The organism is Streptomyces sp. NPDC047072 (assembly GCF_040643855.1).
Classification (GTDB): Bacteria; Actinomycetota; Actinomycetes; order Streptomycetales; family Streptomycetaceae; genus Streptomyces.
The window spans coordinates 32,211-55,734 of sequence record NZ_JBEYVC010000045.1 but is presented as its reverse complement, the minus strand read 5'-3'; the positions used below and the strand labels follow the sequence as shown (position 1 = coordinate 55,734).

Here is a 23,524-nt window from a genome sequence, read left to right as displayed (position 1 = left end):
CCGGAACGGGGTGGGAGCGCTCCCACCACCCGGCCCCTCCCATGGAAGTCAGGTCACATGGACACGTCAAGACACGGGACGCTACCTACTGAGCTTCTGGAACCTCCGTACCGCGAGCGGCAGGAAGACCGCCGTGAGCACCACCGGCCACACCCCGGCCATCAGCAGCGCGTGCCGCTCGACCCAGGAGTCGCCGCCGCCCACCGGTGTGCCGAACAGGTCGCGGGTGGCCGCCGCCGTCGAGGAGATGGGGTTCCAGGCCGCCACCGCGCCCAGCCAGTCGGGCATCAGCTGGGGGGCGACGAAGATGCTGGAGATCATCGTGAGCGGGAAGGCGACCGCGAACAGGCCGCCCGCCGCCTCCGGGTTGGGGACCATCAGGCCCAGCCAGACCCCGATCCAGATCAGCGCGAACCTGAGCCACAGCAGCAGTCCGAACGCGGCGAGGAAGCCGAGTCCGCCGTCCGGACGCCAGCCCATCGCCACCGCGGTGAGCATCATGATGGCCAACTCGGCGCAGGCGACGAGGAGATCGGTCACCCCGCGGCCCGCGACCACCGCGGAGGAGGCCATCGGCATCGAGCGGAACCGGTCGATCACGCCCTTGGTGGCGTCGTACACCACGAGGGTCGCGGTGTTGATGAAGCCGAAGGCCATCGTCATCACGAACATGCCGGGCATCAGGAAGTCCTTGTAGTCCCCGCCGCCGGGCACCTGCATGGCGCTGCCGAAGACATAGCCGTAGAGCAGGACGGAGAGGATGGGGAAGCCCAACTGCCAGGCGATGTTGACGGGTTGGCGGCGGTAGTGGGTGAGGCCGCGGCGGACGATGTTCCAGACGTCGGCCAGGGCCCAGTAGGTACGGCCGTGGGTGGCCTCCAGCGTGCTCACGCTGTCTCCTCCTTCTCCGTGCGGTGTCCGGTCAGGCGCAGGAACACGTCGTCGAGGCTCGGCCTGCGCAGTCCGATGTCCTCGACCCGCACCCCCTCGTCCTGGAGGGTGCGGGCGACCTCGGTGAGGGCGGCGACCCGGTCGACGACGGGGGCGTGGACCCGCAACTCGCCTTCCTCCGCCTCGGGTTCGCCGTCGCTGACCCGGGCGACGACCTTCACCACGCGCGGGATGTCGGTCCGCTCGGCGACCACGACCTCGATACGGTCGCCGCCGACCCGGTCCTTGAGCCCGTCGGGGGTGTCGTCGGCGATGGAGCGGCCCTGGTCGATGACGGTGATGCGGGAGGCGAGCCGGTCGGCCTCCTCCAGGTACTGGGTGGTCAGCAGGACGGTGGTACCGCTCGCCACCAACGCCCTTACGGATTCCCAGACTTCGCCGCGGCTACGGGGATCGAGGCCCGTCGTCGGCTCGTCGAGGAAGAGCACGGCGGGCGCGAGGATCATCGAGGCGGCGAGGTCGAGGCGGCGCCGCATGCCGCCGCTGTACTTGCCGACGCCCTTGTCGGCGGCGTCGGTGAGGTCGAACTGCTCCAGGAGCTCGGCGGCCCGCAACTTGGCCCGCCTGCCGCCGAGGTGGAAGAGGCGGCCGAACATCTCGAGGTTCTGCCGGCCGGTGAGCACCTCGTCCACGGCGGCGTACTGCCCGGTGAGGCCGATCCGCGCCCGCACCTCGCGGGGGTGCCGGGCCACGTCGAGCCCGGCGACGGTGGCCCGGCCGCCGTCCAGCCGGACCAGCGTGGACAGGATGCGGACGGCCGTGGTCTTCCCGGCGCCGTTCGGTCCGAGCAGACCGTGCACGGTGCCCTCGCGGACGGCCAGGTCGAAGCGGTCGAGGGCGCGTTTGTCGCCGTAGCGCTTCTTCAGGCCCTCGGCGTGGACGGCGTGTCCGTCGTCGGTGGTCATGGTTCCCCCTTCTCTCCCTTAACTGAGTACACCGTACCCGATTACGCGTACGCCGTACCCGGTTTTTCGCCGCCCCCGCCGCCGGAACTAAGCTGCCCCCATGACGAGCAGCGGTGACACCAGCGGGAGCGGCGACATCGTCCGCACGCTCGAACTGCTGTGGGACAGCGGGCCGCGGCCCAGCAGAGGGCCCAAGCCGGGGCTGACCCTCGACCGGATCGTGGAAGCGGCCGTCCGGGTCGCGGACGCGGAGGGGCTGGACGCGGTCTCGATGCGCCGGGTCGCCACCGAACTCGGCACCGGCGCGATGTCCCTGTACCGGTACGTGCCCGGCAAGGCCGAGCTGCTCGACCTGATGCTCGACCGCGTCCAGCGCCCCTCCGAGAACCCGGCCGACCTCGGCGACGGCACCTGGCGCTCCGCCCTGGAGGCGATGGCCCGCGCCACGCTCGCCCTCTACACCCGCCACCCCTGGCTGCTCGGCGTCAACCAGTCGCGCCCGCTGCTCGGCCCGAGCGCGCTGGACGGCATGGAGAAGGTGCTCGACCGGATCAAGCCGATGGGACTGACCGACCCGGAGCTGGTGTCGGCGGTCATCGCGGTCGACGGGTACGTCGTCGGGGCCGCGCGCACGCAGGTCTACGAGCGGGAGGCCGAGCGGACGTCGGGCATGACGACCGCCGAGTTCTACGCGGCCCAGGCGCCGTTCATCGAGAAGGTCATGGCGACCGGCCGCTACCCCGTGCTGGCCTCCCTCGCCGAGGACACCTGGAGCGCCGGCTTCGACCACTTCGAGTTCGGGCTTCAGCGGATCCTGGACGGGCTGGAGACGTGCGTACGGGCGCGGGTGCGGGCGTCAGCGGCGGCGGAACAGGCGGCGCAGGCCGAGGAGTAGGGCGATGCCGACCACGACGGCCACGCCCCCGACCTTGATGGTGTCACCGCCGGGGGTGCTGTCGCCGTCCGCCGAACTCCCGCTCCCCGAAGGGGACTTGGCCGAGTCTCCGCCGGGTGCGTCCTGCGCCTCCACCACGCTGTCGGCGCCCTCCATGCCGAGCAGGATCTTCGTGCCGTCCGGCGAGTAGGAGACGGACTCGCCCTGGCCGAGGGGGACGCTGATGCGGCCGCCGCGCTTGAGGTCGCCGCCGTTCCAGTCGTACCAGATACCGCCGAAGTAGCCGCGTACGACGACCCGTTGGCCGTCCGGGGAGAAGGCGGCGTCGGTGGCCCACAGGTCGACCGGCTTGACCGGCTTGAAGACGTTGGTGCCCGAGGAGGAGAGGGTCGCGGGGCCCTCGTAGAGGTGACCGCCGTCCTCCTGCTTGTCGATGATGTAGACGCGGCCGGTCTTGGGGTGGACGAGGAGGGACTCGGCGTCGCGGGAGCCGTCGGTGTACTTCACGACGTACTGCGTCGCCCTGATCGACTGGTCCTTGAGGACCTTCGGCTCGGGCAGCTTGTAGATCCAGACGAAGGGCCAGGTCACCCCGTCGTTGTCGCCGATGTCGCCGACCCAGAGCTCGTTGTCCGGGCCCATCTGGATCGCCTCGACGTCCCTCGGGGTGCCGACGCCGGTCATGGTGATCCGGGCGACCGTCCTGCCGGTGGCGCTGTCGACGGCGTAGAGGTAGGCGCCGGTGTCCTGGTCGTTGTGGGTCCAGTAGATCCCGGGGTGCTGCCGGGAGGCTGCGAGGCCGCTGGACTCGGTGATCCGGGGGTCGGAGATCGTGAACCCCCTGTCGCCCTTGCCGTCCGCGTCGGCGGAGGCGGTGCCGGCGGCCGAGGTGGTTTCGGCGGCGGAGGCGGCTCCGGCGGCGGAGGCGGTTCCGGCGGTGGGCAGGGTGAACACACCCACGAGCAGGAGCCCGGCGAGCAGGGCGGACGGTCGGCGCATGGCGACAAGCCTGCCATCCGGCTGCGCCCGCTGTGCCGGGTCGGCCGCGGTGGGGTGGGCGGGCGGGGTGGGAATCTTCACAGCCCGGAGATTGCCCAAGATCTGCTACCCGCCGGTAAGAATCACCGATGATGGGCGCATGCTGCGATTCATGTCCGTCGGTGACTCCATGACCATCGGCAGCGCCGGCGAACACACGTGGCGCTACCGCCTGTGGCAGCACCTGCGCGACTCCTACGGCGGCCCCTTCGCGCTCGTGGGCCCGCGCGAGACGCTGTACGACAAGGCGACGGACACGCCCACGTCGTACGAGTACGCCGATCCGGACTTCCCCCGCGCCCACCTCGCCGGCTGGGGCGAGGGCTGGCTGCACATGGCTCCGCTGATCGGCGAGGCGGTGCGGACGCACCGGGCGGATGTGCTCCTGGTGTCGTTGGGCCTGATCGATCTCGGCTTCTACACGAACGCCGAGCAGACCGCCGAGAACGCGGCCCGGTTCGTGGCGGCGGCGCGGGAGGCGAACCCGCGGGTCGCCATGGTGCTGCTGCCGGTGATCCCGAACGTCCGCGCGGAGTCCGACGCGCCCTTCGCCACGCAGGTCTCCCTCTTCAACGACCTCCTCGCGAAGACCGCCTCCGACCTGGACGAACCGCGCTCGCCGCTGCTGCTGGCGTCGCCGCCGGTGTCGTACGACATCAACCACGACACCTACGACGGCACGCACCCGAACACGAGCGGCGAGCACAAGATCGCGGCGGCGTTCGCGGACGCGATGCACCAGGCGTGGGACCTGGGCGAGCCGTACGGGGCCTGAGGGGGCGGCCGTCCTCTGGGAGGCGGTGCGGACCCGTCCTAGGCCGCGTCGATGGCCGCCCGCACCGCTTCCAACAGCGCGGCCAGGCCAGGGGCTTGCTCCCACTCCTCGGCCGTGTACCTCCATATATGGCACCTGCCCCGGAACTCCGGTCGACCGTGCCCGATCTCCACGACCCGCTTCCCCTTGCGGTCGGGGCTGGTGACGCGTACGTACATGTGCCGTATGTGGAAGCGAATGGGGCCGCCGCCGAAGATCTCGAGTATCCGCCCGTCGAACGAGTAGAACTCCCTGCCGACCGTGGTCGTGATCTCGTCGTTCATGGGGGGAACCCTATGCACGGTGATCAGCCGGTGCCAGGCCGTGCGGCGTCGAAGGCCGCGGGCGGCCCGCTACCCGCACCACTCCTTCAGGGCACAGCACCATCGTTCGGCCACGGAGCCACTGGCACCGCCCGTACTCTCCCCCTCCGTCAATCCGCGCATCACTGGGGGGCAACCATGGCGAACTGGAGACTCATCGGGGGCATCACGGCCGGCGTGCTCGTGCTCGGGGGCACCGCGACCGGCTGCGGGCCCGGCAACACCGCGAGTGGCGGGGGCAGTACCACCCCGAGCGCGGCTGCCAGTGAGCCGGCCGAGAGTGCCGGTTCGGTCGCCGAGAAGAAGACCGTCCCGAACTTCGTCGGCAAGGGGCTTCAGTCGGCACAGGACGAGGCGCAGGCGGCCGGGTTCTACAACCTCGACTCGCACGACGCCCTTGGCCGCGACCGCCTCCAGGCCCTCGACCGGAACTGGAAGGTCTGCTCGCAGAACCCCGCCGCAGGGAAGACGCTGTCGGTCGATACGGAGCTGGACTTCGGCGCGGTGAAGTTGGAGGAGAGCTGCCCTGCGAAGGACCAGGGCGAGCCGACGGCTGCCGGTGCGACGATGCCCGACTTCACGGGGAAGTCCGTGAAGTCGGCACGTGCCGCGCTCGACTCCAGTACGTCGATCACGGTGAAGGACGCGACCGGCGAGGATCGGTTGATTCTTGTCGAGTCGAACTGGCAGGTGTGCACACAGGATCCGAAGCCGGGCGTGAAGCTGACCGGGCAGCCGGTGACCTTCACGGCGGTCAAGTACGAGGAGAGTTGCCCCTGACCGGACGAAGCACTACTGCGCTCGCGTCGCGTTGCGGTCGAGGATTTCGCGGAGGCGGTCGGCGTCGGTGGGGTCGCCTAGGCCGCGCTTGGGCAGGACAGTGAGGCAGGTGGCGTTTCGGTCGGCGCTGAGCAGGACGAAGACGTCCCGGCCCTCGCGGTAGCGCGGCTGCGCCGCCCAGTTGACCGTCGTGGTGCTGTTGTCCGTGACGATCGTCAGCCCCTCGTCGGTCACCGTCGCCCGGTACTCCCCGTGGGGCTGAGCCGCACGCAGCAGCTGGCGGCCCTGCAGTCTCGGCAACAGGAAGAGCAGGACGGCGGCGGAGACGAGCGCCCAGACCGGCAGGAACACCGGTATCTCCCCCTGGGCCAGCTGGACGGCGGAGAACACACCCGCGAAGACGAGTGCCATACCGATGAGCCACTTCTGTCTCCGTGCCGACCGGCTGGCCCGTCCGCGCTCACGCAGCCCGGCGACGAAGTCCCCTGCCGTCGGCCGGTACGCCAGCTCCACCACGCCTTGTTCGGCGTCCCGCCCCATGTTCATGACCATGAGGCGGGATGGTACAAGGACGCGACTCCCGGACAGCACCTAAGGGAGTGGCCCGTCGAAGAGCAGCACGGCCACCACCATGTACGTCGGAATGGCCAGTGCCACGGCCAGTCCGGCGAGGGCGCCCCAGAGGGTCAGGCGTCTGCTGGTTCTCGCGTAGTCGTCGTCCTTCGTCATGTCTGTAGTGAACAGTGCGCTCGCCGCGCCCAAGCACCCCCTGATCAAAGGAGATTCAAATCTCTCGTTCAGGTGTTTCTCATTCGGGCGTATCTTCGGCAGGATTCGGTCGGGATCGTGAGGCTTTCGGTCCTGACCCCCAACCCCCCATGTGCTGAGGGAAGTTCATGAGAAGAAGCGCAGCTGTGCTGTGTGGTGCGGCCGTTGTCCTCGCCGGGACCGTCACCGCCGTTCCCGCGGAGGCCAGTACGTCGGCAGTCTCGGCCACCGCCCTTCCCGCGAAGGTCAGTTGGAAGAAGTGCGGGACCGACGACTACCCGACCCTGCAGTGCGGGTCGGTGAAGGTGCCGCTCGACTACGCCAAGCCCAAGGGACGCCAGATAACCCTGGCCCTGTCCCGGGTGCCGCACACCGCGAAGAAGTACCAGGGCCCGCTGCTGGTCAACCCGGGTGGTCCCGGTGGGAGTGGGCTGACGCTCGCCGGGTTCGTGGCCTCCAGTCTGCCCAAGGCCGTCGCCTCCCAGTACGACGTCATCGGCTTCGACCCGCGCGGCGTCGGCAAGAGCACGCCCGCCCTCGACTGCAAGCCGGGGTACTTCAACCCCGTGCGCCCGGCCTCCGTCCCGAGCACACCCGCGATCGAGAAGGCCAACCTGGAGCGCGCCAAGTCCTTCGCCGCCGCCTGCGGCCGCAAGTACGCGAGCGTGCTGCCGTACATCAACACGATCAGCGCCGTGAAGGACCTGGACTCGATCCGCAAGTCCCTCGGCGCGAAGAAGATCAACTACTTCGGCTACTCGTACGGCACCTACCTCGGCCAGGTCTACGCGAAGCTCTTCCCGACCCATGTGCGCCGGCTGGTGCTCGACTCGATCGTGAACCCCGACGGGGTCTGGTACGACGCCAACATCTCGCAGGACTACGCCTTCGACGCCCGCCACAAGGCGCTGATGGCCTGGATCGCCAAGTACGACTCCACGTACAAGCTCGGTACCGACCCGGCCGCGATCGAGGCCAAGTGGTACGCGATGCAGGCCGAGTTGGCGAAGAAGCCGGCCGGCGGCAAGGTGGGCGCGGCCGAGCTGGAGGACACCTTCCTGCCCGGCGGGTACTACAACGGCTACTGGCCCTACCTGGCCGACGCGTTCGCCGCGTACGTCAACGACAAGAACGCCGACCCGCTGGTCGAGGCGTACGAGAACTTCGCCGCGATCGACGCCTCCGGTGACAACGGCTACAGCGTCTACGCCGCCGTACAGTGCCGTGACGCCTCCTGGCCGCGGGACTGGAAGCAGTGGCAGAAGGACAACTGGGCGGTCTACGCGAAGGCGCCCTTCAACGCCTGGAACAACGCCTGGTACAACGCGCCGTGCGCCTTCTGGCCGACCAAGTCGCTGAAGCCGGTGAACGTCGCCAACTCCAAGCTCCCGCCGGTCCTGCTCTTCCAGGCGACGAACGACGCGGCCACCCCGTACCCGGGCGGTGTCCGGGTCCACCAACTCCTCAAGCACTCCAGCCTCGTTGTCGAGCAGGGCGGCGGCAACCACGGCATCACGCTGAGCGGCAACGCCTGCCTCGACAAGTACCTCGCGAAGTACCTGACCGACGGTACGGTCCCGCGCGGCCACGGCACGGCGGACGCGACCTGCAAGAAGCTCGCCGACCCGAAGCCGCTGGAGTCCCAGTCCCAGTCCCAGTCCCAGGCACAGTCCAAGTCGGCCAAGTCCCTGAGCACGGACTCCTCGCCGCTCACCGCGGTGCCCGGCGGCGCGAGCCTCCACGGCATGCTCGGCTTCCGCGGCTGATACCGACCTGAACTGCCCAGAGGGCGCCCGGTGTTCACCACCGGGCGCCCTCACTGTCGTACGGGCGCCACCGCCTCCTCGGCCACACGCGCGGCACGCTCGTCGAACTCCACGCGCGGTGGCACGGTCGGGTACACACTGCGGGTCAGCAGGCCCTCGCGTTCCAGGGCGCGCAGGGTCGAGGTCAGGACCTTCGGGGTCACCCCGCCACCAGCACCAGCATGGTCCACTTGCTCGCGATCAGTTCCAGCACCGCGCGGGTGGGGCAGTCGCGCAGGAAGACGTCCACGCCGCCGTGTTTCCTCAGGTCGAAACCGGTATCCATGAGGAACCTCGATATCAGAGAAGTGCCTTCTTCCGCCGCCCGATCGGCGGTCGGAGGATGACACCCGTGACATCCATGACACGCACGACGCGTATGCAGGCCATCGTCCAGTCCGTCTTCGGCGGTCCCGAGGTGCTCGTCGCCACCGAGACCGACGTCCCCGAACCCGGCCCCGGTGAGGTGCTGGTGCGGGTCGGGGGCGCCGGGGTCAACCCGGGGGACGCCGTACTCAGATCCGGGCGGGTTCCCGACCTGGTCGCCCTGCCCTGGACGCCGGGCAACGACCTGGCCGGGACCGTCGAGCGGGTCGGTGCGGGGGTGACGCGGTTCGGGCCGGGGGACGAGGTGTACGGGATGCTGCCGCTCTCCCCGCGGGGCGCGTACGCGGAGTTCACCGTCGCGCCCGCCACCGCGCTGGCGCCGAAGCCGAAGAACCTCGACCTCGCGCACGCGGCGGCCGTCCCCCTGGTCGCGATCACCGCCTGGCAGGCGCTGTCCGTACTGGCCCAAGTCCGCCCCGGTGACCGGGTGTTGGTCCACGCGGCGGCGGGCGGTGTCGGCCATGTCGCGGTCCAGCTCGGCAAGGAGCTCGGCGCGTACGTCATCGGGACCGCGCGCTCGGCCAAGCACGACTGGCTGCGCGAGCTGGGCGCGGACGAACTGGTCGACTACACAACCGGGGACTTCCGCAAGACCGTTGAGCCGGTGGACGTCGTTCTGGATCTGGTGGGCGGCGCGTACGGGCCGCGCTCCCTCGACGTGCTCAAGCCGGGCGGGCTGCTCGTCGGCGCGTCCATCGATCCCGGCACGGACGAACAGGCCGCCGCCACAAGGGGATTGCGGTACGTCTGGGTCACCGCCGAGCCCGACGGCCGCACTCTGGAGCCGATCACCGAGCGCATCGAGACGGGCCGGCTGCGGGTCGCCGTAGAACGCGCCTATCCGCTGTCCGAGGCATCCGAAGCCCACCGCGCGATCGAGGAACGCCGTACGACCGGCAAGCTTGTACTGGTGCCCTGACCTCGAGACGTCTCCCTGAACACGACGAAGGGCGCCCGGAGTTCACCGGGCGCCCCTCATCGTCGTAGAGCCGAGAACTACAGCTTCTCGATCACGTAGTCGATGCACTTCGTCAGCGCCTCGACGTCCGCCGGGTCGATCGCCGGGAACATCGCCACGCGCAGCTGGTTGCGGCCGAGCTTGCGGTAGGGCTCGGTGTCGACGATGCCGTTGGCGCGCAGGACCTTGGCGATCGCGGCCGCGTCGATCTCGTCGGCGAAGTCGATCGTGCCGATGACCTGCGAGCGCTTCGCCGGGTCCGTGACGAACGGGGTCGCGTGCTTGGACTCCTCCGCCCAGGTGTAGAGACGGGTGGACGAGTCCTTCGTGCGGGCCGTCGACCAGGCGAGGCCGCCCTGGCCGTTGATCCACTCCAGCTGCTGGTTCAGCAGGAACAGGGTGGACAGCGCAGGGGTGTTGTACGTCTGGTTCTTGCGGGAGTTGTCGATCGCCGTCGGGAGCGAGAAGAACTCCGGGATGTGGCGGCCGGACGCGTGGATCCGCTCGGCGCGCTCGATCGCGGCCGGGGAGAACACGCCGATCCACAGGCCGCCGTCGGAGGCGAAGGACTTCTGCGGGGCGAAGTAGTAGACGTCCGTCTCGGCGATGTCCACCGGGAGGCCGCCGGCGCCGGAGGTCGCGTCGACCAGTACCAGGGAGCCCGCGTCCGCGCCCGCGACCCTCTTCACAGGGGCCGCGACGCCCGTGGACGTCTCGTTGTGGGTGAAGGCGTAGACGTCGACACCCGCCTCGGCGACCGGCTCCGGGTGAGTGCCCGGGTCGCTCACGACGACCGTCGGCTCGGAAAGCCACGGCGCCAGCTTGGACGCCTTCGCGAACTTCGACGAGAACTCGCCGAAGGTCAGGTGCTGCGACTTGTTCTCGATCAGGCCGTGCGTGGCGACGTCCCAGAACGCGGTCGAGCCGCCGTTGCCGAGGATCACCTCGTAGCCCTCGGGCAGCGAGAACAGCGCGGAGATGCCCTCGCGCACCTGGCCGACCAGGTTCTTGACCGGGGCCTGGCGGTGGGAGGTGCCGAGCAGGGACGTACCGGTGGCGGCCAGCGCGTCCAGCGCTTCCGTCCGCACCTTGGAGGGGCCCGCGCCGAATCGACCGTCGGCGGGCTTGATGTCAGCGGGAATCTGGATCTCAGCCACGGAGCGAGGTTAGCCGGTCGGGGAAACGTGGACGAAATGTGGTCCGTCGGCTGAGACGTGGGTCCGGTCGGCGGACGGGCTGGGACGCTGGTCCCATGAGTCCTGTGAGTCCCATGACGGGTCTGGAAGCCGCGCTGAGCAAGGCCGTACGGGGCGAGGTCGCCTTCGACGTCACCTCGCGGGCCCTGGTCACCATGGACGCCTCCAACTACCGGCGGGTGCCGCTCGGGGTGGTCGCGCCGCGGGACGCCGACGACGTGGCCGCCGTGCTGGAGGTGTGCCGGGAGCGGGGGGTGCCGGTCGTGGCGCGGGGCGGGGGTACGTCCATCGCCGGGCAGGCCACCGGCACCGGGGTCGTGCTCGACTTCACCCGGCACATGAACCGGGTCGTGGCGCTGGACCCCGGGGCGCGGACCGCCGTCGTCCAGCCCGGGCTCGTCCTCGATCGGCTCCAGGAGGCCGCCGCCCCGCACGGGCTGCGCTTCGGGCCCGACCCCTCCACCCACAGCCGCTGCACGCTCGGCGGGATGATCGGCAACAACTCGTGCGGGTCGCACTCGGTGGCCTGGGGGACGACCGCCGACAGCGTCCGCGAGCTGGACGTGATCACCGCGCGCGGGCAGCGGCTGCGGCTCGGGCAGGAGTGGGCCGGGGCGCCGGAGGGGCTGCGCGAGCTGGTCGACGGGGAGCTGGCCCGGCTGCGGACCGGCTTCCCCGAGCTGCCGCGCCGTATCTCCGGATACGCCCTGGACGCGCTGCTGCCCGAGCACCGGGCCGATGTCGCCCGCTCCTTCTGCGGCAGCGAGGGCACCCTCGGCATCGTCACCGAGGCCGTCGTACGGCTGGTCGAGGCGCCACGCGCGCGTGCGCTCGCCGTGCTGGGGTACGCGGACGAAGGCGTGGCCGCCGAGGCCGCGGCCGGGATCCTGCCGCACGGCCCCCTGACAGTAGAGGGCATGGCGGCCGACCTGGTCCCTTCGGCGGCCGCGCTGCCCCGGGGCGGCGCCTGGCTCTTCGTGGAGACCGGCGGCTCCTCCGAGGCGGAGGCACGCGCGCGTGCGGAGGAGATCGTGCGCGCGGCCGATGTCCTCGACTCCCTCGTGGTGACCGACCCGGCCGGCCAGCGCGCCCTGTGGCGGATCCGCGAGGACGCCAGCGGTACGGCGACCCGCATGCCGGACGGCTCCGAGGCCTGGCCCGGCTGGGAGGACTGCGCGGTCCCGCCGCGGCGGCTGGGCGCGTATCTGCGGGACTTCCGCGGGCTGCTGGGGGAGCACGGGCTGCGCGGGACGCCGTACGGCCACTTCGGCGACGGCTGCATCCACGTCCGCATCGACTTCGACCTGCTCAGCGATACGGGCGTGAGTCGCTTCCGGCGCTTCTCCGAGGAACTCGCCGACCTGGTCGTCGCGCACGGCGGCTCGCTGTCCGGGGAGCACGGGGACGGGCTGGCGCGCGCCGAACTGCTGTCTCGGATGTACGGCGACGACATGGTCGCCCTGTTCGAGCGCGCGAAGGCCGTCTGGGACCCGGACGACCTGCTCAACCCGGGCGTGCTCGTCCGCCCGGCACCCCTCGACGCCGACCTCCGCTTCGCCGTCCTGCCCCGCGAGCCGGTCGACGTGGCCTTCGGCTACCCGGCCGACGGCGGTGACTTCTCCGCGGCCGTACGGCGCTGCGTGGGCGTCGCGAAATGTCGTACGACGTCGGCGACCGGGTCCGCCGTGATGTGCCCGTCCTTCCGGGCGACGGGGGAGGAGGCGCACTCCACGCGGGGCCGGGCCCGGCTGCTGCACGAAATGCTGGCGGGGGAGCGGGGTGGGGTGGTCACCGACGGCTGGCGGTCGACGGAGGTGCGGGACGCCCTCGACCTCTGTCTGTCCTGCAAGGGCTGCCGCTCCGACTGCCCGGTCGAGGTCGACATGGCCACGTACAAGGCGGAGTTCCTGCACCACCACTACGCGGGGCGCCGGCGCCCGGCCGCCCATTACAGCATGGGGTGGCTGCCGGTCTGGCTGCGCTGGGTGGCCCGTACGCGCACCGCCCGGCTGGTCAACGTGCTCGCGGCGGTACGACCCCTCGCGGCCCTCGCCAAGCTGCTCGGGGGGATCGCGCCGGAGCGGAGCATCCCGCGGGTGGCGCGGCGGACGTTCAGCCAGTGGTACGGGCGTCGGGCGCGGGTGGGGATGCGGGAGGACGTGGCCTACGACGAGACTCCCGACGGCGGGCTGCCCCGCACCGTCTTCCTGTGGCCGGACACCTTCACCGAGCACCTCTCACCCGGCGTGGGCCGTGCCGCCGTGGAGGTCCTGGAGGCGGCCGGGGTGAGGCCGGTGCTCCTGCCGAAGCTGGCCTCCCGGGTGACGGAGACGCGGGAGGAGGACGGCAGCACCTCGTACACCGTGAACCCGCTGCACCGCGGCCGGGTCTGCTGCGGACTGACGTATATCTCCACCGGCCAACTCGACCGTGCCCGCGCGGTGTTGAGCGAGACGCTGGACATGCTGGACGTGTTCCTCAGGCCCGAACTGGCCGACGATCCCGCGCACTTCGTCGTTCTGGAGCCGAGTTGCGCGGCCGCCCTGCGCACCGACCTGCCCGAGCTGCTGCACGACGACCCGCGTGCGGCCCGGCTCGCGGCGGGGATCCTCACCTTCGCGGAGGCGCTGGAGACGTACGCCCCCGGCTGGGTCCCACCGCGCCTCGACCGTCCGGCGGTCGGCCAGACGCACTGCCACCAGCACGCCGTCCTCGGCGACTCGGCCGACCGAAGGTTGCGTGAAGCGGCGGGACTCACCGGCGAGTTGGCCGGGGGCTGCTGCGGGCTCGCGGGCAACTTCGGCTTCGAGAAAGGGCACTTCGCGGTGTCGAAGGCGTGCGCGGAGGAGCAGTTGCTACCGGCCGTGCGCGAGGCACCGGAGGAGGCGGTGGTGCTGGCGGACGGGTTCTCCTGCCGGACCCAGCTGGAGCAGCTGGCCGGGGTGCGGGGGCGGCATCTGGCGGAGGTGCTGGCGGAGGCGCTGCGGCGGGGGTGAGCGGGCCGGCATGGGGTGATGTGGTGTGCGGGCCGTGAAGGGATCCGGCCGGCGTTGGCCTACTGATCAGTCATGTTTTAGGTATCAAGGAGTTCACGGTACGCACATAAGTGAAAGGGCGGACTCCGTCCCATGACACCCCCCACCGCACGACTCCTGCGCCGCGCCCTCGCGGTCACCGCGGCCGCGCTCGCCGCGACCCTCCCCTTCGCCGGCAGCGCGGCCGCCTTCCCGCTCGTCGGCCACGCCCACCGCACCGTCACCACCGCCGACGGCGAGACCTTCCACCTGCGGCTGACCGCGAAGTCCACGCTGCTGCCCGCCGCGGGCGGCACGGTCGACGTCCGCGGCAAGGGCTACAACCGCGCGCAGGGCGTCTTCCTCGCGTTCTGCCCGGTCCCGGAGGGTGTCGAGGTCGGCGACCCCTCGACGTACACCCGGCTGCCCACGGGCTGTCTCGGCGGCCGTGAGTCGACGGACGGCTCCGCCCGCCGCATCACCGACCAGGGCACGGGCACGCCGGGCGTCACGCTCCCGTACGAGAAGGGCGGCCGCTTCACTACCACGCTCAACCTCAGGCCCGAGATCGCGGACGGCGTGGTCTGCGACATGACGGTGCGGTGCGCGATCGTCACCCGCGCCGACTTCACGGCGACCGACGTCCGCCTGTACGACCAGTACATCCCGGTGCACTTCGCGCCGGCCGGCAAGGGCTGAGTCCGGGGTGGGCGGGAGGGGTGCCGGGGGCCTTCGGGGCCGCTGGGATACTCCCGCCCATGGACACCAGTACGACTGTGGCGGGCCGGGTGGCGTGGACCCTGCGGCCCGCCGAACTCGCCGACGTCGAGCCGATCGTCGAGCTGCGGGCCGTGGTGATGCGGCCGGATCTGGAGCGGCTGGGGCGGTTCGACGAGCATCGGGTACGGCAGCGGTTCCGGGACGCGTTCGTCGCGGCGCACACGTCGGTCGTCGTGGCGGACGGCCGGTTCGCGGGGTGTGTCGCGCTGCGGCCGGAGGCGGACGGGCACTGGCTGGAGCACTTCTTCATCACACCGGAACTGCACGGGCGGGGCCTCGGCACGGCCGTCCTGCGCACGCTGCTCACCCGCACCGACGCGACCGCTGAACCCGTCCGCCTGAACGTCCTCCAGGGCAGCGCGGCCCGATGGTTGTACGAACGGCACGGGTTCGTCGTGGAGGCGGAGGATCTGGTGGACGTGTTCATGGTGCGTGCGCCGGGGGCGGGTGGCTAGGAGGAGCGCTGCGTGGGGCGGCGGTGACGGCGGTCGTCCTGCCTAGGCTGGCGGAAGACCAGCTGGCCGAAGGAGTCGCCCGCATGCCCCTGCGGCCCTCCGCCGGCACCATGCAGGTCCCGTCCTGGGGCTCGTGCTCCACCGGCCGTTGCCCAAGCTGAAGAAGTACCTCGCGTATCTCCCCGAGGGACCGCTGATCGACTGGTCCGACCCCGAGCTGAGCGCGCGCTGGCTGGAGCCGATGCTCGCGTATCTGCGGGAACAGGGTGCCTTCTCCGTGAAGATGGGGCCGCCGGTCGTGATGCGGCGGTGGAGCGCCGAGACCGTGAAGGCGGCGATCGCCGATCCGGCCGCGCGGCGGCTGCGGGACGTGGCGGCGACCTCGTACGAACCGCGGTCCTTCGACATCGCCGACCGGCTGCGGCGCGCGGGCTGGCAGCAGACGGAACCCGGCGACGAGGAGGGGTTCGCGGTCGGACAGCCTCGGTACGTCTTCCAAGTGCCGTTCGCGGGGCGGACGTTGGAGGACATCCACCGCGGGCTCAACCAGCAGTGGCGGCGGAACATCAAGAAGGCCGAGAAGGCCGGTGTCACGGCGACCTCGCGGTGTTCCACGCGCTCTACACCGAGACCGCGGAACGCGACCGCTTCCTGCCGCGCCCCCTCGCCTACTTCCAGCGCATGTGGACCGCCCTCACCGCCGAACACCCGGACCGTATGCGGCTCTACCTCGCCCGGCACGAGGGGGAGACGCTGGCCGCGGCCACGATGCTGACCGTCGGCGAGCACGTCTGGTACTCCTACGGTGCCTCCACGAGCCGCCGCCGCGAGGTGCAGCCCAACAACGCCATGCAGTGGCGGATGATGTCCGACGCCCACGAACTCGGCGCCGCCGTCTACGACTTCCGAGGCATCACCGACACCCTGGAGGACTCCAACCACCTCCTGGGCCTCCTCCGCTTCAAGGCGGGCGCGGGCGGCGAGGCAGTCGAGTACCTAGGCGAATGGGACTACCCCCTCAACCGCCTCCTCCACAGGGCGCTGGACCTGTACCTGTCGCGCCGCTAGCGCCCGGCCGGGCCTCTTACCCAACCAACTCTCAGCCTTACCAAGGTTATTCACAGTGCCCCTTTGCCTTTCCTAGCGCTTCTCTTGGTGGGCGGCGTGTAAATTCTTCGGCATCGGGTTCCGGACGCGGAATTCGGCGAAATCCAGGAACAGCGCAACCCCCTTTCAAGGAGTTGGAATGAGCCTCAAGAAGCTCGCCCCCCTGCCGAAGCCGAAGTCGAAGCAGCTGCCTCCCCCGCCCCCGCCGAAGCCCAAGAAGCACCACCACAAGCCCCCGGTCCCCAAGCCGATCCCGGGCGACCAGGACAACTGATGTAGGAGGGTCCGGCGGTGCACCGTCGGACCCTTTGTCAGGTAAAGCGGCGGAGAATGGTGGAGTCGGGCATGGACGAGGAAGTTGAATTCGAGGACGAAGACGAATACGGCACCCCCACCATTCCCGCCCGCACCGCATTCCGCCGTTTCTGGCCGCTGACGAAAGGCCTCCGCGGCCGCCTCCTCACCGTCTGGCTGTGTACCGTCCTCGCCGCCCTCGCCGAGACGGAAGCGATCCTCCTCTTCGGCGACCTCACCGACCACGCCCTCCAGAAGGGCTCACTCGCCGCGTTCTGGGCCCCCGCGGGCAAGTGGCTCGCCGTGGCCGTCGTCGGCGCGATCGTCGCGTACGCCGGCAACTCCCTCGCCGCCTGGGCCACCGAACGCTTCGTGATGCGCCTGCGCGAGCACGTCTTCGACCACGTACAACAGCTACCTCCCCACTTCTTCCAGCAGCACAGACAGGGCGACCTCCTCTCCCGCCTCACCGGCGACATCGAGGCGATCGAGACGATGGTCGTCTCCGGCCTGGTCGGCGCCGCCTCCGCCGTCTTCTCGGCCCTCTTCTACGCGGCCGCCGCCTTCTGGCTGCGCTGGGACCTCGCCACCGCCACCTTCGTCCTCGCCCCCCTCTTCTGGCTCGCCGCGCGAAGGTTCTCCGGCTCCATCAAGGCCGTCTCCCGGGACGGCCGCGTCGCCGACGGCGCGATCACCTCGGTCGTCGAGGAGTCCCTCGGCAACATCGTGCTCACCCAGGCGTACGACCGCCGGGACGCCGAGCGCAGACGGCTGGCCGAGGAGGCGAACGCCTGGTTCCGCGCCTCCGTCCGCTCGACCCGCCTGAACGAGGCGTACGAGCAGCTCGTGACCGTCATCGAGACGGTCTGCGTACTCGCCGTGATCGGCATCGGCGCCTGGGAGATCTCCACCGGCCGGATGACCCTCGGCCAGCTCCTCGCCTTCTCCGCCTTCCTCGGCTACCTCTATCCACCGGTCCGCGGCCTCGCCCAGCTCGGCCTCACCGTCACCGCCGCCACCGCGGGCGCCGAGCGCCTCATCGAGATCCTGGACGCCCGCCCCGCGGTCACCGACCCGCGCCGCCCGTCCGACACCGGGCGCCCTGACGGCCGTATCGACATACAAGACGTGACCTTCCGCTATCCGGGCGCGGACACCGAAGCCCTGTCGCGGCTCTCCTTCACCGTCCACCCCGGCGAACTGGTCATCGTCACCGGCCCGAGCGGCGCCGGAAAGTCCACCGTGTCAAAACTCCTGCTGCGCTTCTACGACCCCGACGCGGGCGGCATCTACCTGGACGGCGTCCCGCTGCGGGACCTGCCGCTCGCCCGGCTGCGCGCGTACGTCACCCTCCTGCCGCAGGAGACCCTCGTCCTGCACGACACCGTGCGCGCGAACATCGCCTGCGGGCGGCCCGGCGCGAGCGAGCAGGCGATCGTGGCGGCGGCCCGGGCCGCCGACGCGCACGAGTTCATCGTGCGGCTGCCCGAGGGCTACGACACGAAGGTCGACCCCAACTCGGCGCGCCTGTCCGGCGGTCAGCTCCAGCGACTCGCCATCGCCCGCGCGATCCTGCGGGACTCACCGGTCCTGGTCCTCGACGAACCGACCACGGGCCTCGACGCGCTGGCCGCGCGCAGGGTCGTCAAGCCGCTGCGCCGTCTGATGGCGGGCCGTACGACGATCATGATCACCCACGACCTCAACCTCGCCCCCGACGCGGACCGCATCCTCGTCGTCGACCGCGGCCGGATCGTGGAGGTCGGCCGGCACGAGGAGCTGCTCGCCCGCGGCGGCGCGTACACCCGGCTGCACCGCTCGCAGAACGACGCGCTCATGGACACGGGGGAGTTGAGGCTGCCGCTGTTCCAGGAGACCACCCAGCCGTGGGTGTCAGCTGCTTACGGGGTTCACACACCTGTCGAGGTCCAGTACCCTGGACCGAGCAGTGCATCATGGTGAACCTACCCTGAAGCACCCCCCGAGCCGCTTCTGGACGCCCCGTGACGACCCCCAGCCCAGCCACTTCGAGCCCAGCCACTTCCAGCCCAGCCGTCGCCTCGTCGTCGGCCCTCGCCGGCAGCGCACCCGGCACTCCGCACCGCTGGGGCTCCCTCGGCCCCGTCGGCCTGGTCCTCGCCGGTGGTGTCTCCGTGCAGTTCGGCGCCGCCATCGCCGTGACCCTGATGCCCCGCGCGGGCGCGCTCGGTGTCGTGACCCTGCGCCTGCTGGCCTCCGCGGTCGTCCTGCTCCTGGTCTGCCGCCCCCGTCTGCGTGGCCACTCCCGCACCGACTGGGGCACGGTCGTCGCGTTCGGCCTGGTCATGGCCGCGATGAACGGCCTCTTCTACCAGTCCGTCGACCGCATCCCCCTCGGCCTCGCCGTCACCCTCGAAGTCCTCGGCCCTCTCGCGCTCTCCGTCCTCGCCTCCCGGCGCGCGGTCAACGCCGTCTGGGCCGCCCTCGCCCTCGCCGGCGTCTTCCTGCTCGGCGGCGGTAACTTCCACGGCCTCGACCCGGTGGGCGTCGCCTTCGCACTGGCCGCGGGCGGCATGTGGGCGGCGTACATCGTCTTCAGCGCACGCACCGGCCGCCGCTTCCCGCAGGCCGACGGACTGGCCCTCGCGATGGCGGTCGGCGCCCTCGCCTTCCTGCCGCTCGGCGTCGCCGAGTCCGGCGCGAGGCTCCTCGACCCGGTGACGATCGGCCTGGGCGCGGCCGTGGCGATGATGTCCTCCGTGCTGCCGTACACCCTCGAACTCCTCGCCCTGCGCCGCCTGCCCGCCTCCACCTTCGCCATCCTGATGAGCCTGGAGCCCGCCCTCGCCGCGCTCGCGGGCTTCCTGATCCTCCATCAGGCCCTCTCGGTGCTCCAGGCACTCGCCGTCGCGCTCGTCATCGGGGCGAGCATGGGAGCGGTCCGCACGCAGGTCGGACGGGGTGACCCAGGTATTTCCTAGGAATCCCCAAGGTATTCACAGCGATTATCGGAGCCTTTCTTCCTGAGTTTTCGCTTGCGCCGTCCGCGGAGCTGTTAAGTTCCTTCTCATCCGGCGCACGAACTGGAAACTCAGGAGGATTCTTATGAGCTTCAGGGTGATCGCTCCACTCACTCCCCGTGGGAACGGAAACGCGGGTCAGAACCCCGGACCGGGCGCTAACCAGAATCTGAACCAGGTTCCGCCGCCCCGACAGCCGGGCCGTCGCCGCCCGCGTCCGGGTGAGCCCGTCCCGCCGCGCCAGGCCGGCTGACCTGCGGTGACCAGGCGCAAGGGGCGGGTGCGAAGTAATCCTGAGCCGGTTTATCCGGAGCCTGTTCATCCAAAGGCTGTTCCACCGGATATTCTGCTCTCCGAATACGGTTTTCCCATAACGCCATCAAGGGAATACGAACCCACCGCACCCACCCTTGCGCCCCGCGCGGCATTCCGCCGCTTCTGGCCCATGACCAAGGGATTACGGCGCTGGCTCGTCGCCGTGTGGCTCTGCACGGTACTCGGCGCGCTCGCCGAGACCGCCGCCATCCTGCTCTTCGGCGAACTCACCGACAACGCCCTCCAGAAAGGCTCGCTCGACGCTTTCTGGTCGCCCGCCGTGCAGTGGCTCGTGCTCGCCGTGGTCGGCGCGGCCATCGGCTACACGGGCGGCTCCCTCGCGGTCTGGGTCTCGGAACGCTTCGTGATGAGACTGCGCGAGCACGTCTTCGACCACGTCCAGAGACTCCCCCCGCACTTCTTCCAGCGCCACCGCCAGGGCGACCTGCTCTCCCGGCTCACCGGAGACGTCGAGTCCATCGAGCAGATGGCCGTCTCCGGGCTGATCGGCACCGCCTCGGCGCTCTTCAGCGCGGTCTTCTACGCGGCCGCCGCGTTCTGGCTGCGCTGGGACCTGGCCGCGGCCACCTTCGCCCTCGCGCCGCTGTTCTGGCTGGCCGCGCGGAGGTTCTCGGCCGGGGTCAAGTCGGTGGCCCGCGACGGCCGGGTCGCCGACGGCGCGGTCACCTCCGTCGTGGAGGAGTCCCTCGGCAACCTCGTCCTCACCCAGGCCTACGGCCGCGAGGACGCCGAACGCCGACGGCTCAGGCAGGAGGCGCACGCGTGGTTCCGGGCCGCCGTCCGCTCGGCCCGCCTCAACCAGGCCTACGGCCAGCTCGTCCAGGTCATCGAGACGGTGTGCGTGCTCGCGGTGATCGGCATCGGCGTCTGGGAGATCTCCGAGGGCCGGCTGACCCTAGGCCAACTCCTGTCCTTCGCCGCCCTGTTGAGCTACCTCTACCCGCCCGTCCGCAGCCTCGCCCAACTGGGCCTGCTGATCACGGCGGCCACCGCGGGCGCCGAGCGCCTGGTCGAGGTCCTGGACGCCAGGCCCGCCGTACGCGACCCGGCGCGGGGCGCCGACACCGGGCGCCCTGACGGCCGTATCGACGTACGAGAGGTGTCGTTCGGCTATCCCGGCGCGGACGGACCGACGCTGGACGGGCTGTCGTTCACCGTCCACCCCGGCGAACTGGTCATCGTCACGGGCCCGAGCGGCGCCGGCAAGTCGACCGTCTCCAAGCTCCTGCTCCGCTTCTACGACCCCGACGCGGGCGGCATCTTTTTGGACGGCGTCCCGCTGCGGGACTACCCGCTGGCGCGACTGCGCGAGTACGTCACCCTCCTCCCGCAGGAGACACTCGTCCTGCACGACACGGTCCGCGCGAACATCGCGTGCGGGCGGCCCGGCGCGAGCGAGCAGGCGATCGTCGAGGCGGCCCGCGCGGCCGACGCGCACGACTTCGTGACGAACCTGCCCGAGGGCTACGACACCCAGGTCGACCCCAACTCGGCCCGCCTGTCCGGCGGTCAGCTCCAACGCCTGGCCATCGCCCGCGCGATCCTCCGCGATGCACCGGTCCTGGTCCTCGACGAACCGACCACCGGCCTCGACGCGTTGGCCGCCCGCCGGGTGCTCGACCCCCTGCGCCGCCTGATGGCCGGCCGCACGACAATCATGATCACCCACGACCTGGACCTGGCCCCCGACGCCGACCGCATCCTCGTCGTCGACAACGGCCGAATCGTGGAGACGGGCCGCCACGAGGAGCTGTTGCTGCGGGGCGGGGCGTACGCGCATCTGTACCACTCGGGGCGGGAGCCCGAGGCGTACGCGGGTCAGGTGTACGGCGGTTGCGCGTCCTGATCAGGCGCCGGTCTTCTCCCAGACGGACACGTGCTGGCGGCTGTCGCCGGTGAAGGGGGTGCGGGACCAGTTCTCCCAGCGGTCGCGCAGGCGCATTCCGGCGAGGCGGGCCATCAGGTCCAGTTCGGCGGGCCAGACGTAGCGGAACGGGACGGACCAGAACGAGCCGTGGCCGTCCTCGTCGACCTTGACGTGGTGGGAGCTCATCGCCTGGGTGGCGAGGTCGTAGGTGTCGAAGCCGACGCGCCGCTCGCCGACGTGGAAGGGCACGGTGTTCTGGCCGGGCGGCAGCCGGCGCAGGTCGGGGACCATGACCTCGACGACGAAGGTGCCGCCGGGGGTGAGATGCGCGGCGACGTTGCGGAAGCAGTCGACCTGGGCGTCCTGGGTCGTGAGGTTCATGAGTGTGTTGTAGACGAGGTAGGCGAGCGAGAACTCCCCGGGCACGCGCGCGGTCGCGAAGTCCCCGATGGTCACGCCGATCGCCGCACCACCGGGCTTGGCGTGCAGGCGCTTCGCCATCGCCCGCGACAGCTCGATCCCGTGCACCTCGACCCCGCGCCCGGCCAGCGGCAACGCGATCCGCCCGGTCCCGACGCCCAGTTCGAGGGCGCGCCCCCCGGCCGCCAGCTCCGCCAGCAGGTCCACGGCCGGCCCAACCGCCTCCACCGCGAACATCTCCGCCGCCGACTCGTCGTACCCCGCCGCAATGGACTCTCCGAAGAAACCGTCTTCATCGATCACCGGGGGACGGTACTGCGGGGCGCGACGACGGCGCGCGGGAATTACGGGCGACCGGAGTCTTCTCCGGGTGGGGACCGCGGCGGGTCGGAGTCTTCTCCGGGTGGGGACCACGGCCGGGTGGGGACCACGGCTGGGCGGGGACCACGGCTGGGCGGTGACCATGGCCGGGTGGGGACTGGCGTGCGGGTATTGCGGCGGGCTGGAGTGTCCTCCGGGTGGGGATCACGGCCGGGCGGTGACCATGGCCGGGTGGGGACTGGCGCGCGGGTATTGCGGCGGGTCGGAGTCTTTTCCGGGGGGGGGGGGGACTATGGCCGGGCGGGGATCACGGCTGGGCGGTGACCATGGCTGGGCGGGGACTGGCGTGCGGGTATTGCGGCGGGCCGGAGTCTTCTCCGGGCGGGGACCATGGCCGGGCGGCGAGCACGGCCAGGTCGGGACCACGGCCGGGTGGTGGCCGCCGCCGGGCGGCGCCCGGCGCGCGGGAATTACGGCCGGCCCGAGTCCTCGCCGCGCTGGTGTCCGCGGCGCGCGTCGCGGTCGAAGATGCCGAGGATCTCGCAGGGGCCGCCCTCCGCGCCGATGGCGTGCGGCAGCATCGTGGGGAACTCCGCCGCCTGGTTGGTCTCGACCCGGAAGCGCCGGTTGCCAAGGAGCAGGACCGCCGTGCCGGACAGCACGACGAGCCACTCGCGGCCCGGGTGCGCGCGCAGCCGCGCGGGGCTGTCGGGCGGCGGATCGGTCATCCGCTGCCGTACGACGGTCATGCCCGGCTCCGCCCGCACCGGCCAGCGCATCAGCCCGTGCGCCGCGTCGATCATCGGGCTGAAGACGACGTCGTCCGAAGCCGTCTCCACCAGCTGGTCCAGCGAGGTGTCCAGAGCACGCGCGAGCGTCACGAGCTGGTCCAGGGCCAGCCTGCGCTGCCCGTTCTCGATCCGGCTGAGCGTGGACTGGCTGACCCTGGCCCGCGACGCCAGCTCCTCCAGGGACCACCCCTGGGCCACCCGCAGCGCCCGGATGCGTTTGCGTACGAGGCCGTCCAGCTCGCCATTGTCTTGCGTCATGGGCAAGAGCGTATGCCTCCAGGGCAAGGCCCGCCTAGCGTCGTCGATGTCGACCGCACGTC

Annotated in this window: 23 protein-coding genes and 1 pseudogene; 13 read left to right on the top strand and 11 right to left on the bottom strand. The window is 71.0% G+C overall.

What is annotated here, in order from left to right:
* Window positions 1-81: 81 nt before the first annotated feature.
* Both ABZ896_RS21080 and ABZ896_RS21075 read right to left on the bottom strand, forming a co-directional pair.
* The gene (locus ABZ896_RS21080) at window positions 82-891 is read right to left on the bottom strand and encodes an ABC transporter permease (RefSeq protein ID WP_360930983.1); all 810 of its coding nucleotides are present in this window, start codon (window positions 889-891) and stop codon (window positions 82-84) included.
* Entirely contained in the window at window positions 888-1,856 is a 969-nt protein-coding gene (locus tag ABZ896_RS21075; protein WP_360930980.1) for an ATP-binding cassette domain-containing protein, read from the bottom strand. Before ABZ896_RS21075 ends, ABZ896_RS21080 begins: the two co-directional genes overlap by 4 nt.
* 100 nt (window positions 1,857-1,956) lie before the next feature.
* Between ABZ896_RS21075 and ABZ896_RS21070 the strand changes: the two genes are divergently transcribed.
* Window positions 1,957-2,751 carry a TetR/AcrR family transcriptional regulator gene (locus tag ABZ896_RS21070; RefSeq protein ID WP_360930977.1) on the top strand — a complete coding sequence of 265 codons (795 nt, stop codon included), beginning with the start codon at window positions 1,957-1,959 and terminating at the stop codon, window positions 2,749-2,751.
* On the opposite strand, the gene ABZ896_RS21065 is transcribed toward ABZ896_RS21070, so the two are convergent.
* The gene (locus ABZ896_RS21065) at window positions 2,713-3,750 is read right to left on the bottom strand and encodes a WD40 repeat domain-containing protein (protein ID WP_360931016.1); all 1,038 of its coding nucleotides are present in this window, start codon (window positions 3,748-3,750) and stop codon (window positions 2,713-2,715) included. The two genes, ABZ896_RS21070 and ABZ896_RS21065, sit on opposite strands and share 39 nt — an antisense overlap.
* A 139-nt stretch (window positions 3,751-3,889) precedes the next feature.
* Here ABZ896_RS21065 and ABZ896_RS21060 point away from each other — a divergent pair, with 139 nt between their 5' ends.
* Window positions 3,890-4,564 carry a GDSL-type esterase/lipase family protein gene (locus ABZ896_RS21060; RefSeq protein WP_360930974.1) on the top strand — a complete coding sequence of 225 codons (675 nt, stop codon included), beginning with the start codon at window positions 3,890-3,892 and terminating at the stop codon, window positions 4,562-4,564.
* Between the two features lie 38 nt (window positions 4,565-4,602).
* Here ABZ896_RS21060 and ABZ896_RS21055 read toward each other — a convergent pair whose 3' ends face one another.
* Window positions 4,603-4,887: a hypothetical protein gene (locus ABZ896_RS21055; protein ID WP_360930971.1), complete on the bottom strand. Its 285-nt coding sequence runs from the start codon at window positions 4,885-4,887 to the stop codon at window positions 4,603-4,605.
* Between the two features lie 177 nt (window positions 4,888-5,064).
* Between ABZ896_RS21055 and ABZ896_RS21050 the strand changes: the two genes are divergently transcribed.
* On the top strand, window positions 5,065-5,706 hold the full coding sequence (locus ABZ896_RS21050; RefSeq protein WP_360930968.1) for a PASTA domain-containing protein: 642 nt from the start codon (window positions 5,065-5,067) through the stop codon (window positions 5,704-5,706).
* Window positions 5,707-5,718: 12 nt separating this feature from the next.
* Here ABZ896_RS21050 and ABZ896_RS21045 read toward each other — a convergent pair whose 3' ends face one another.
* Together ABZ896_RS21045 and ABZ896_RS21040 are read right to left on the bottom strand one after the other, a co-directional pair.
* Window positions 5,719-6,258 carry a YcxB family protein gene (locus ABZ896_RS21045; RefSeq protein WP_360930965.1) on the bottom strand — a complete coding sequence of 180 codons (540 nt, stop codon included), beginning with the start codon at window positions 6,256-6,258 and terminating at the stop codon, window positions 5,719-5,721.
* A gap of 39 nt (window positions 6,259-6,297) precedes the next feature.
* A complete protein-coding gene (locus ABZ896_RS21040; RefSeq protein WP_360930962.1) occupies window positions 6,298-6,435 on the bottom strand; it encodes a hypothetical protein in 138 nt (45 codons plus the stop codon).
* 167 nt (window positions 6,436-6,602) lie between these two features.
* Between ABZ896_RS21040 and ABZ896_RS21035 the strand changes: the two genes are divergently transcribed.
* A complete protein-coding gene (locus tag ABZ896_RS21035; protein ID WP_360930959.1) occupies window positions 6,603-8,240 on the top strand; it encodes an alpha/beta hydrolase in 1,638 nt (545 codons plus the stop codon).
* A 50-nt stretch (window positions 8,241-8,290) separates the two neighbouring features.
* Here the strand turns inward: ABZ896_RS21035 and ABZ896_RS21030 are convergent, their stop codons facing one another.
* Together ABZ896_RS21030 and ABZ896_RS21025 are read right to left on the bottom strand one after the other, a co-directional pair.
* The gene (locus ABZ896_RS21030; RefSeq protein WP_360930956.1) at window positions 8,291-8,443 is read right to left on the bottom strand and encodes a winged helix-turn-helix transcriptional regulator; all 153 of its coding nucleotides are present in this window, start codon (window positions 8,441-8,443) and stop codon (window positions 8,291-8,293) included.
* Entirely contained in the window at window positions 8,440-8,565 is a 126-nt protein-coding gene (locus ABZ896_RS21025) for a hypothetical protein (protein WP_360930953.1), read from the bottom strand. Before ABZ896_RS21025 ends, ABZ896_RS21030 begins: the two co-directional genes overlap by 4 nt.
* A 75-nt stretch (window positions 8,566-8,640) precedes the next feature.
* On the opposite strand from ABZ896_RS21025, the gene ABZ896_RS21020 reads away from it, so the two are divergent.
* Complete coding sequence (locus ABZ896_RS21020) at window positions 8,641-9,585, top strand: NADP-dependent oxidoreductase (RefSeq protein ID WP_360930950.1); 945 nt, start codon at window positions 8,641-8,643, stop codon at window positions 9,583-9,585.
* A 77-nt stretch (window positions 9,586-9,662) separates the two neighbouring features.
* On the opposite strand, the gene serC is transcribed toward ABZ896_RS21020, so the two are convergent.
* The gene (gene serC / locus ABZ896_RS21015; RefSeq protein ID WP_360930948.1) at window positions 9,663-10,781 is read right to left on the bottom strand and encodes a phosphoserine transaminase; all 1,119 of its coding nucleotides are present in this window, start codon (window positions 10,779-10,781) and stop codon (window positions 9,663-9,665) included.
* 113 nt (window positions 10,782-10,894) lie between these two features.
* Here serC and ABZ896_RS21010 point away from each other — a divergent pair, with 113 nt between their 5' ends.
* The 8 genes and pseudogenes from ABZ896_RS21010 to ABZ896_RS20975 all read left to right on the top strand — a co-directional run bounded on the left by ABZ896_RS21010 (window position 10,895) and on the right by ABZ896_RS20975 (window position 21,651).
* Window positions 10,895-13,816: an FAD-binding and (Fe-S)-binding domain-containing protein gene (locus ABZ896_RS21010; protein ID WP_360931013.1), complete on the top strand. Its 2,922-nt coding sequence runs from the start codon at window positions 10,895-10,897 to the stop codon at window positions 13,814-13,816.
* A gap of 132 nt (window positions 13,817-13,948) precedes the next feature.
* Window positions 13,949-14,533: a hypothetical protein gene (locus ABZ896_RS21005; protein ID WP_360930945.1), complete on the top strand. Its 585-nt coding sequence runs from the start codon at window positions 13,949-13,951 to the stop codon at window positions 14,531-14,533.
* A 59-nt stretch (window positions 14,534-14,592) separates the two neighbouring features.
* The gene (locus ABZ896_RS21000; RefSeq protein WP_360930942.1) at window positions 14,593-15,069 is read left to right on the top strand and encodes a GNAT family N-acetyltransferase; all 477 of its coding nucleotides are present in this window, start codon (window positions 14,593-14,595) and stop codon (window positions 15,067-15,069) included.
* Between the two features lie 83 nt (window positions 15,070-15,152).
* A pseudogene (locus ABZ896_RS20995) lies at window positions 15,153-16,137 on the top strand (peptidoglycan bridge formation glycyltransferase FemA/FemB family protein).
* Window positions 16,138-16,315: 178 nt separating this feature from the next.
* Window positions 16,316-16,450: a hypothetical protein gene (locus tag ABZ896_RS20990; RefSeq protein ID WP_360930940.1), complete on the top strand. Its 135-nt coding sequence runs from the start codon at window positions 16,316-16,318 to the stop codon at window positions 16,448-16,450.
* A 71-nt stretch (window positions 16,451-16,521) separates the two neighbouring features.
* Window positions 16,522-18,432 carry an ABC transporter ATP-binding protein gene (locus ABZ896_RS20985; RefSeq protein ID WP_360930938.1) on the top strand — a complete coding sequence of 637 codons (1,911 nt, stop codon included), beginning with the start codon at window positions 16,522-16,524 and terminating at the stop codon, window positions 18,430-18,432.
* Window positions 18,433-18,473: 41 nt separating this feature from the next.
* On the top strand, window positions 18,474-19,430 hold the full coding sequence (locus ABZ896_RS20980; protein ID WP_360930935.1) for an EamA family transporter: 957 nt from the start codon (window positions 18,474-18,476) through the stop codon (window positions 19,428-19,430).
* Between the two features lie 484 nt (window positions 19,431-19,914).
* Window positions 19,915-21,651, top strand: coding sequence for an ABC transporter ATP-binding protein (locus ABZ896_RS20975; protein WP_360930932.1), 1,737 nt, complete (start codon window positions 19,915-19,917; stop codon window positions 21,649-21,651).
* Here the strand turns inward: ABZ896_RS20975 and ABZ896_RS20970 are convergent, their stop codons facing one another.
* Both ABZ896_RS20970 and ABZ896_RS20965 read right to left on the bottom strand, forming a co-directional pair.
* Window positions 21,652-22,395 carry a class I SAM-dependent methyltransferase gene (locus tag ABZ896_RS20970; RefSeq protein WP_360930929.1) on the bottom strand — a complete coding sequence of 248 codons (744 nt, stop codon included), beginning with the start codon at window positions 22,393-22,395 and terminating at the stop codon, window positions 21,652-21,654.
* Between the two features lie 488 nt (window positions 22,396-22,883).
* The gene (locus ABZ896_RS20965) at window positions 22,884-23,462 is read right to left on the bottom strand and encodes an XRE family transcriptional regulator (RefSeq protein WP_360930927.1); all 579 of its coding nucleotides are present in this window, start codon (window positions 23,460-23,462) and stop codon (window positions 22,884-22,886) included.
* Window positions 23,463-23,524 lie beyond the last annotated feature (62 nt).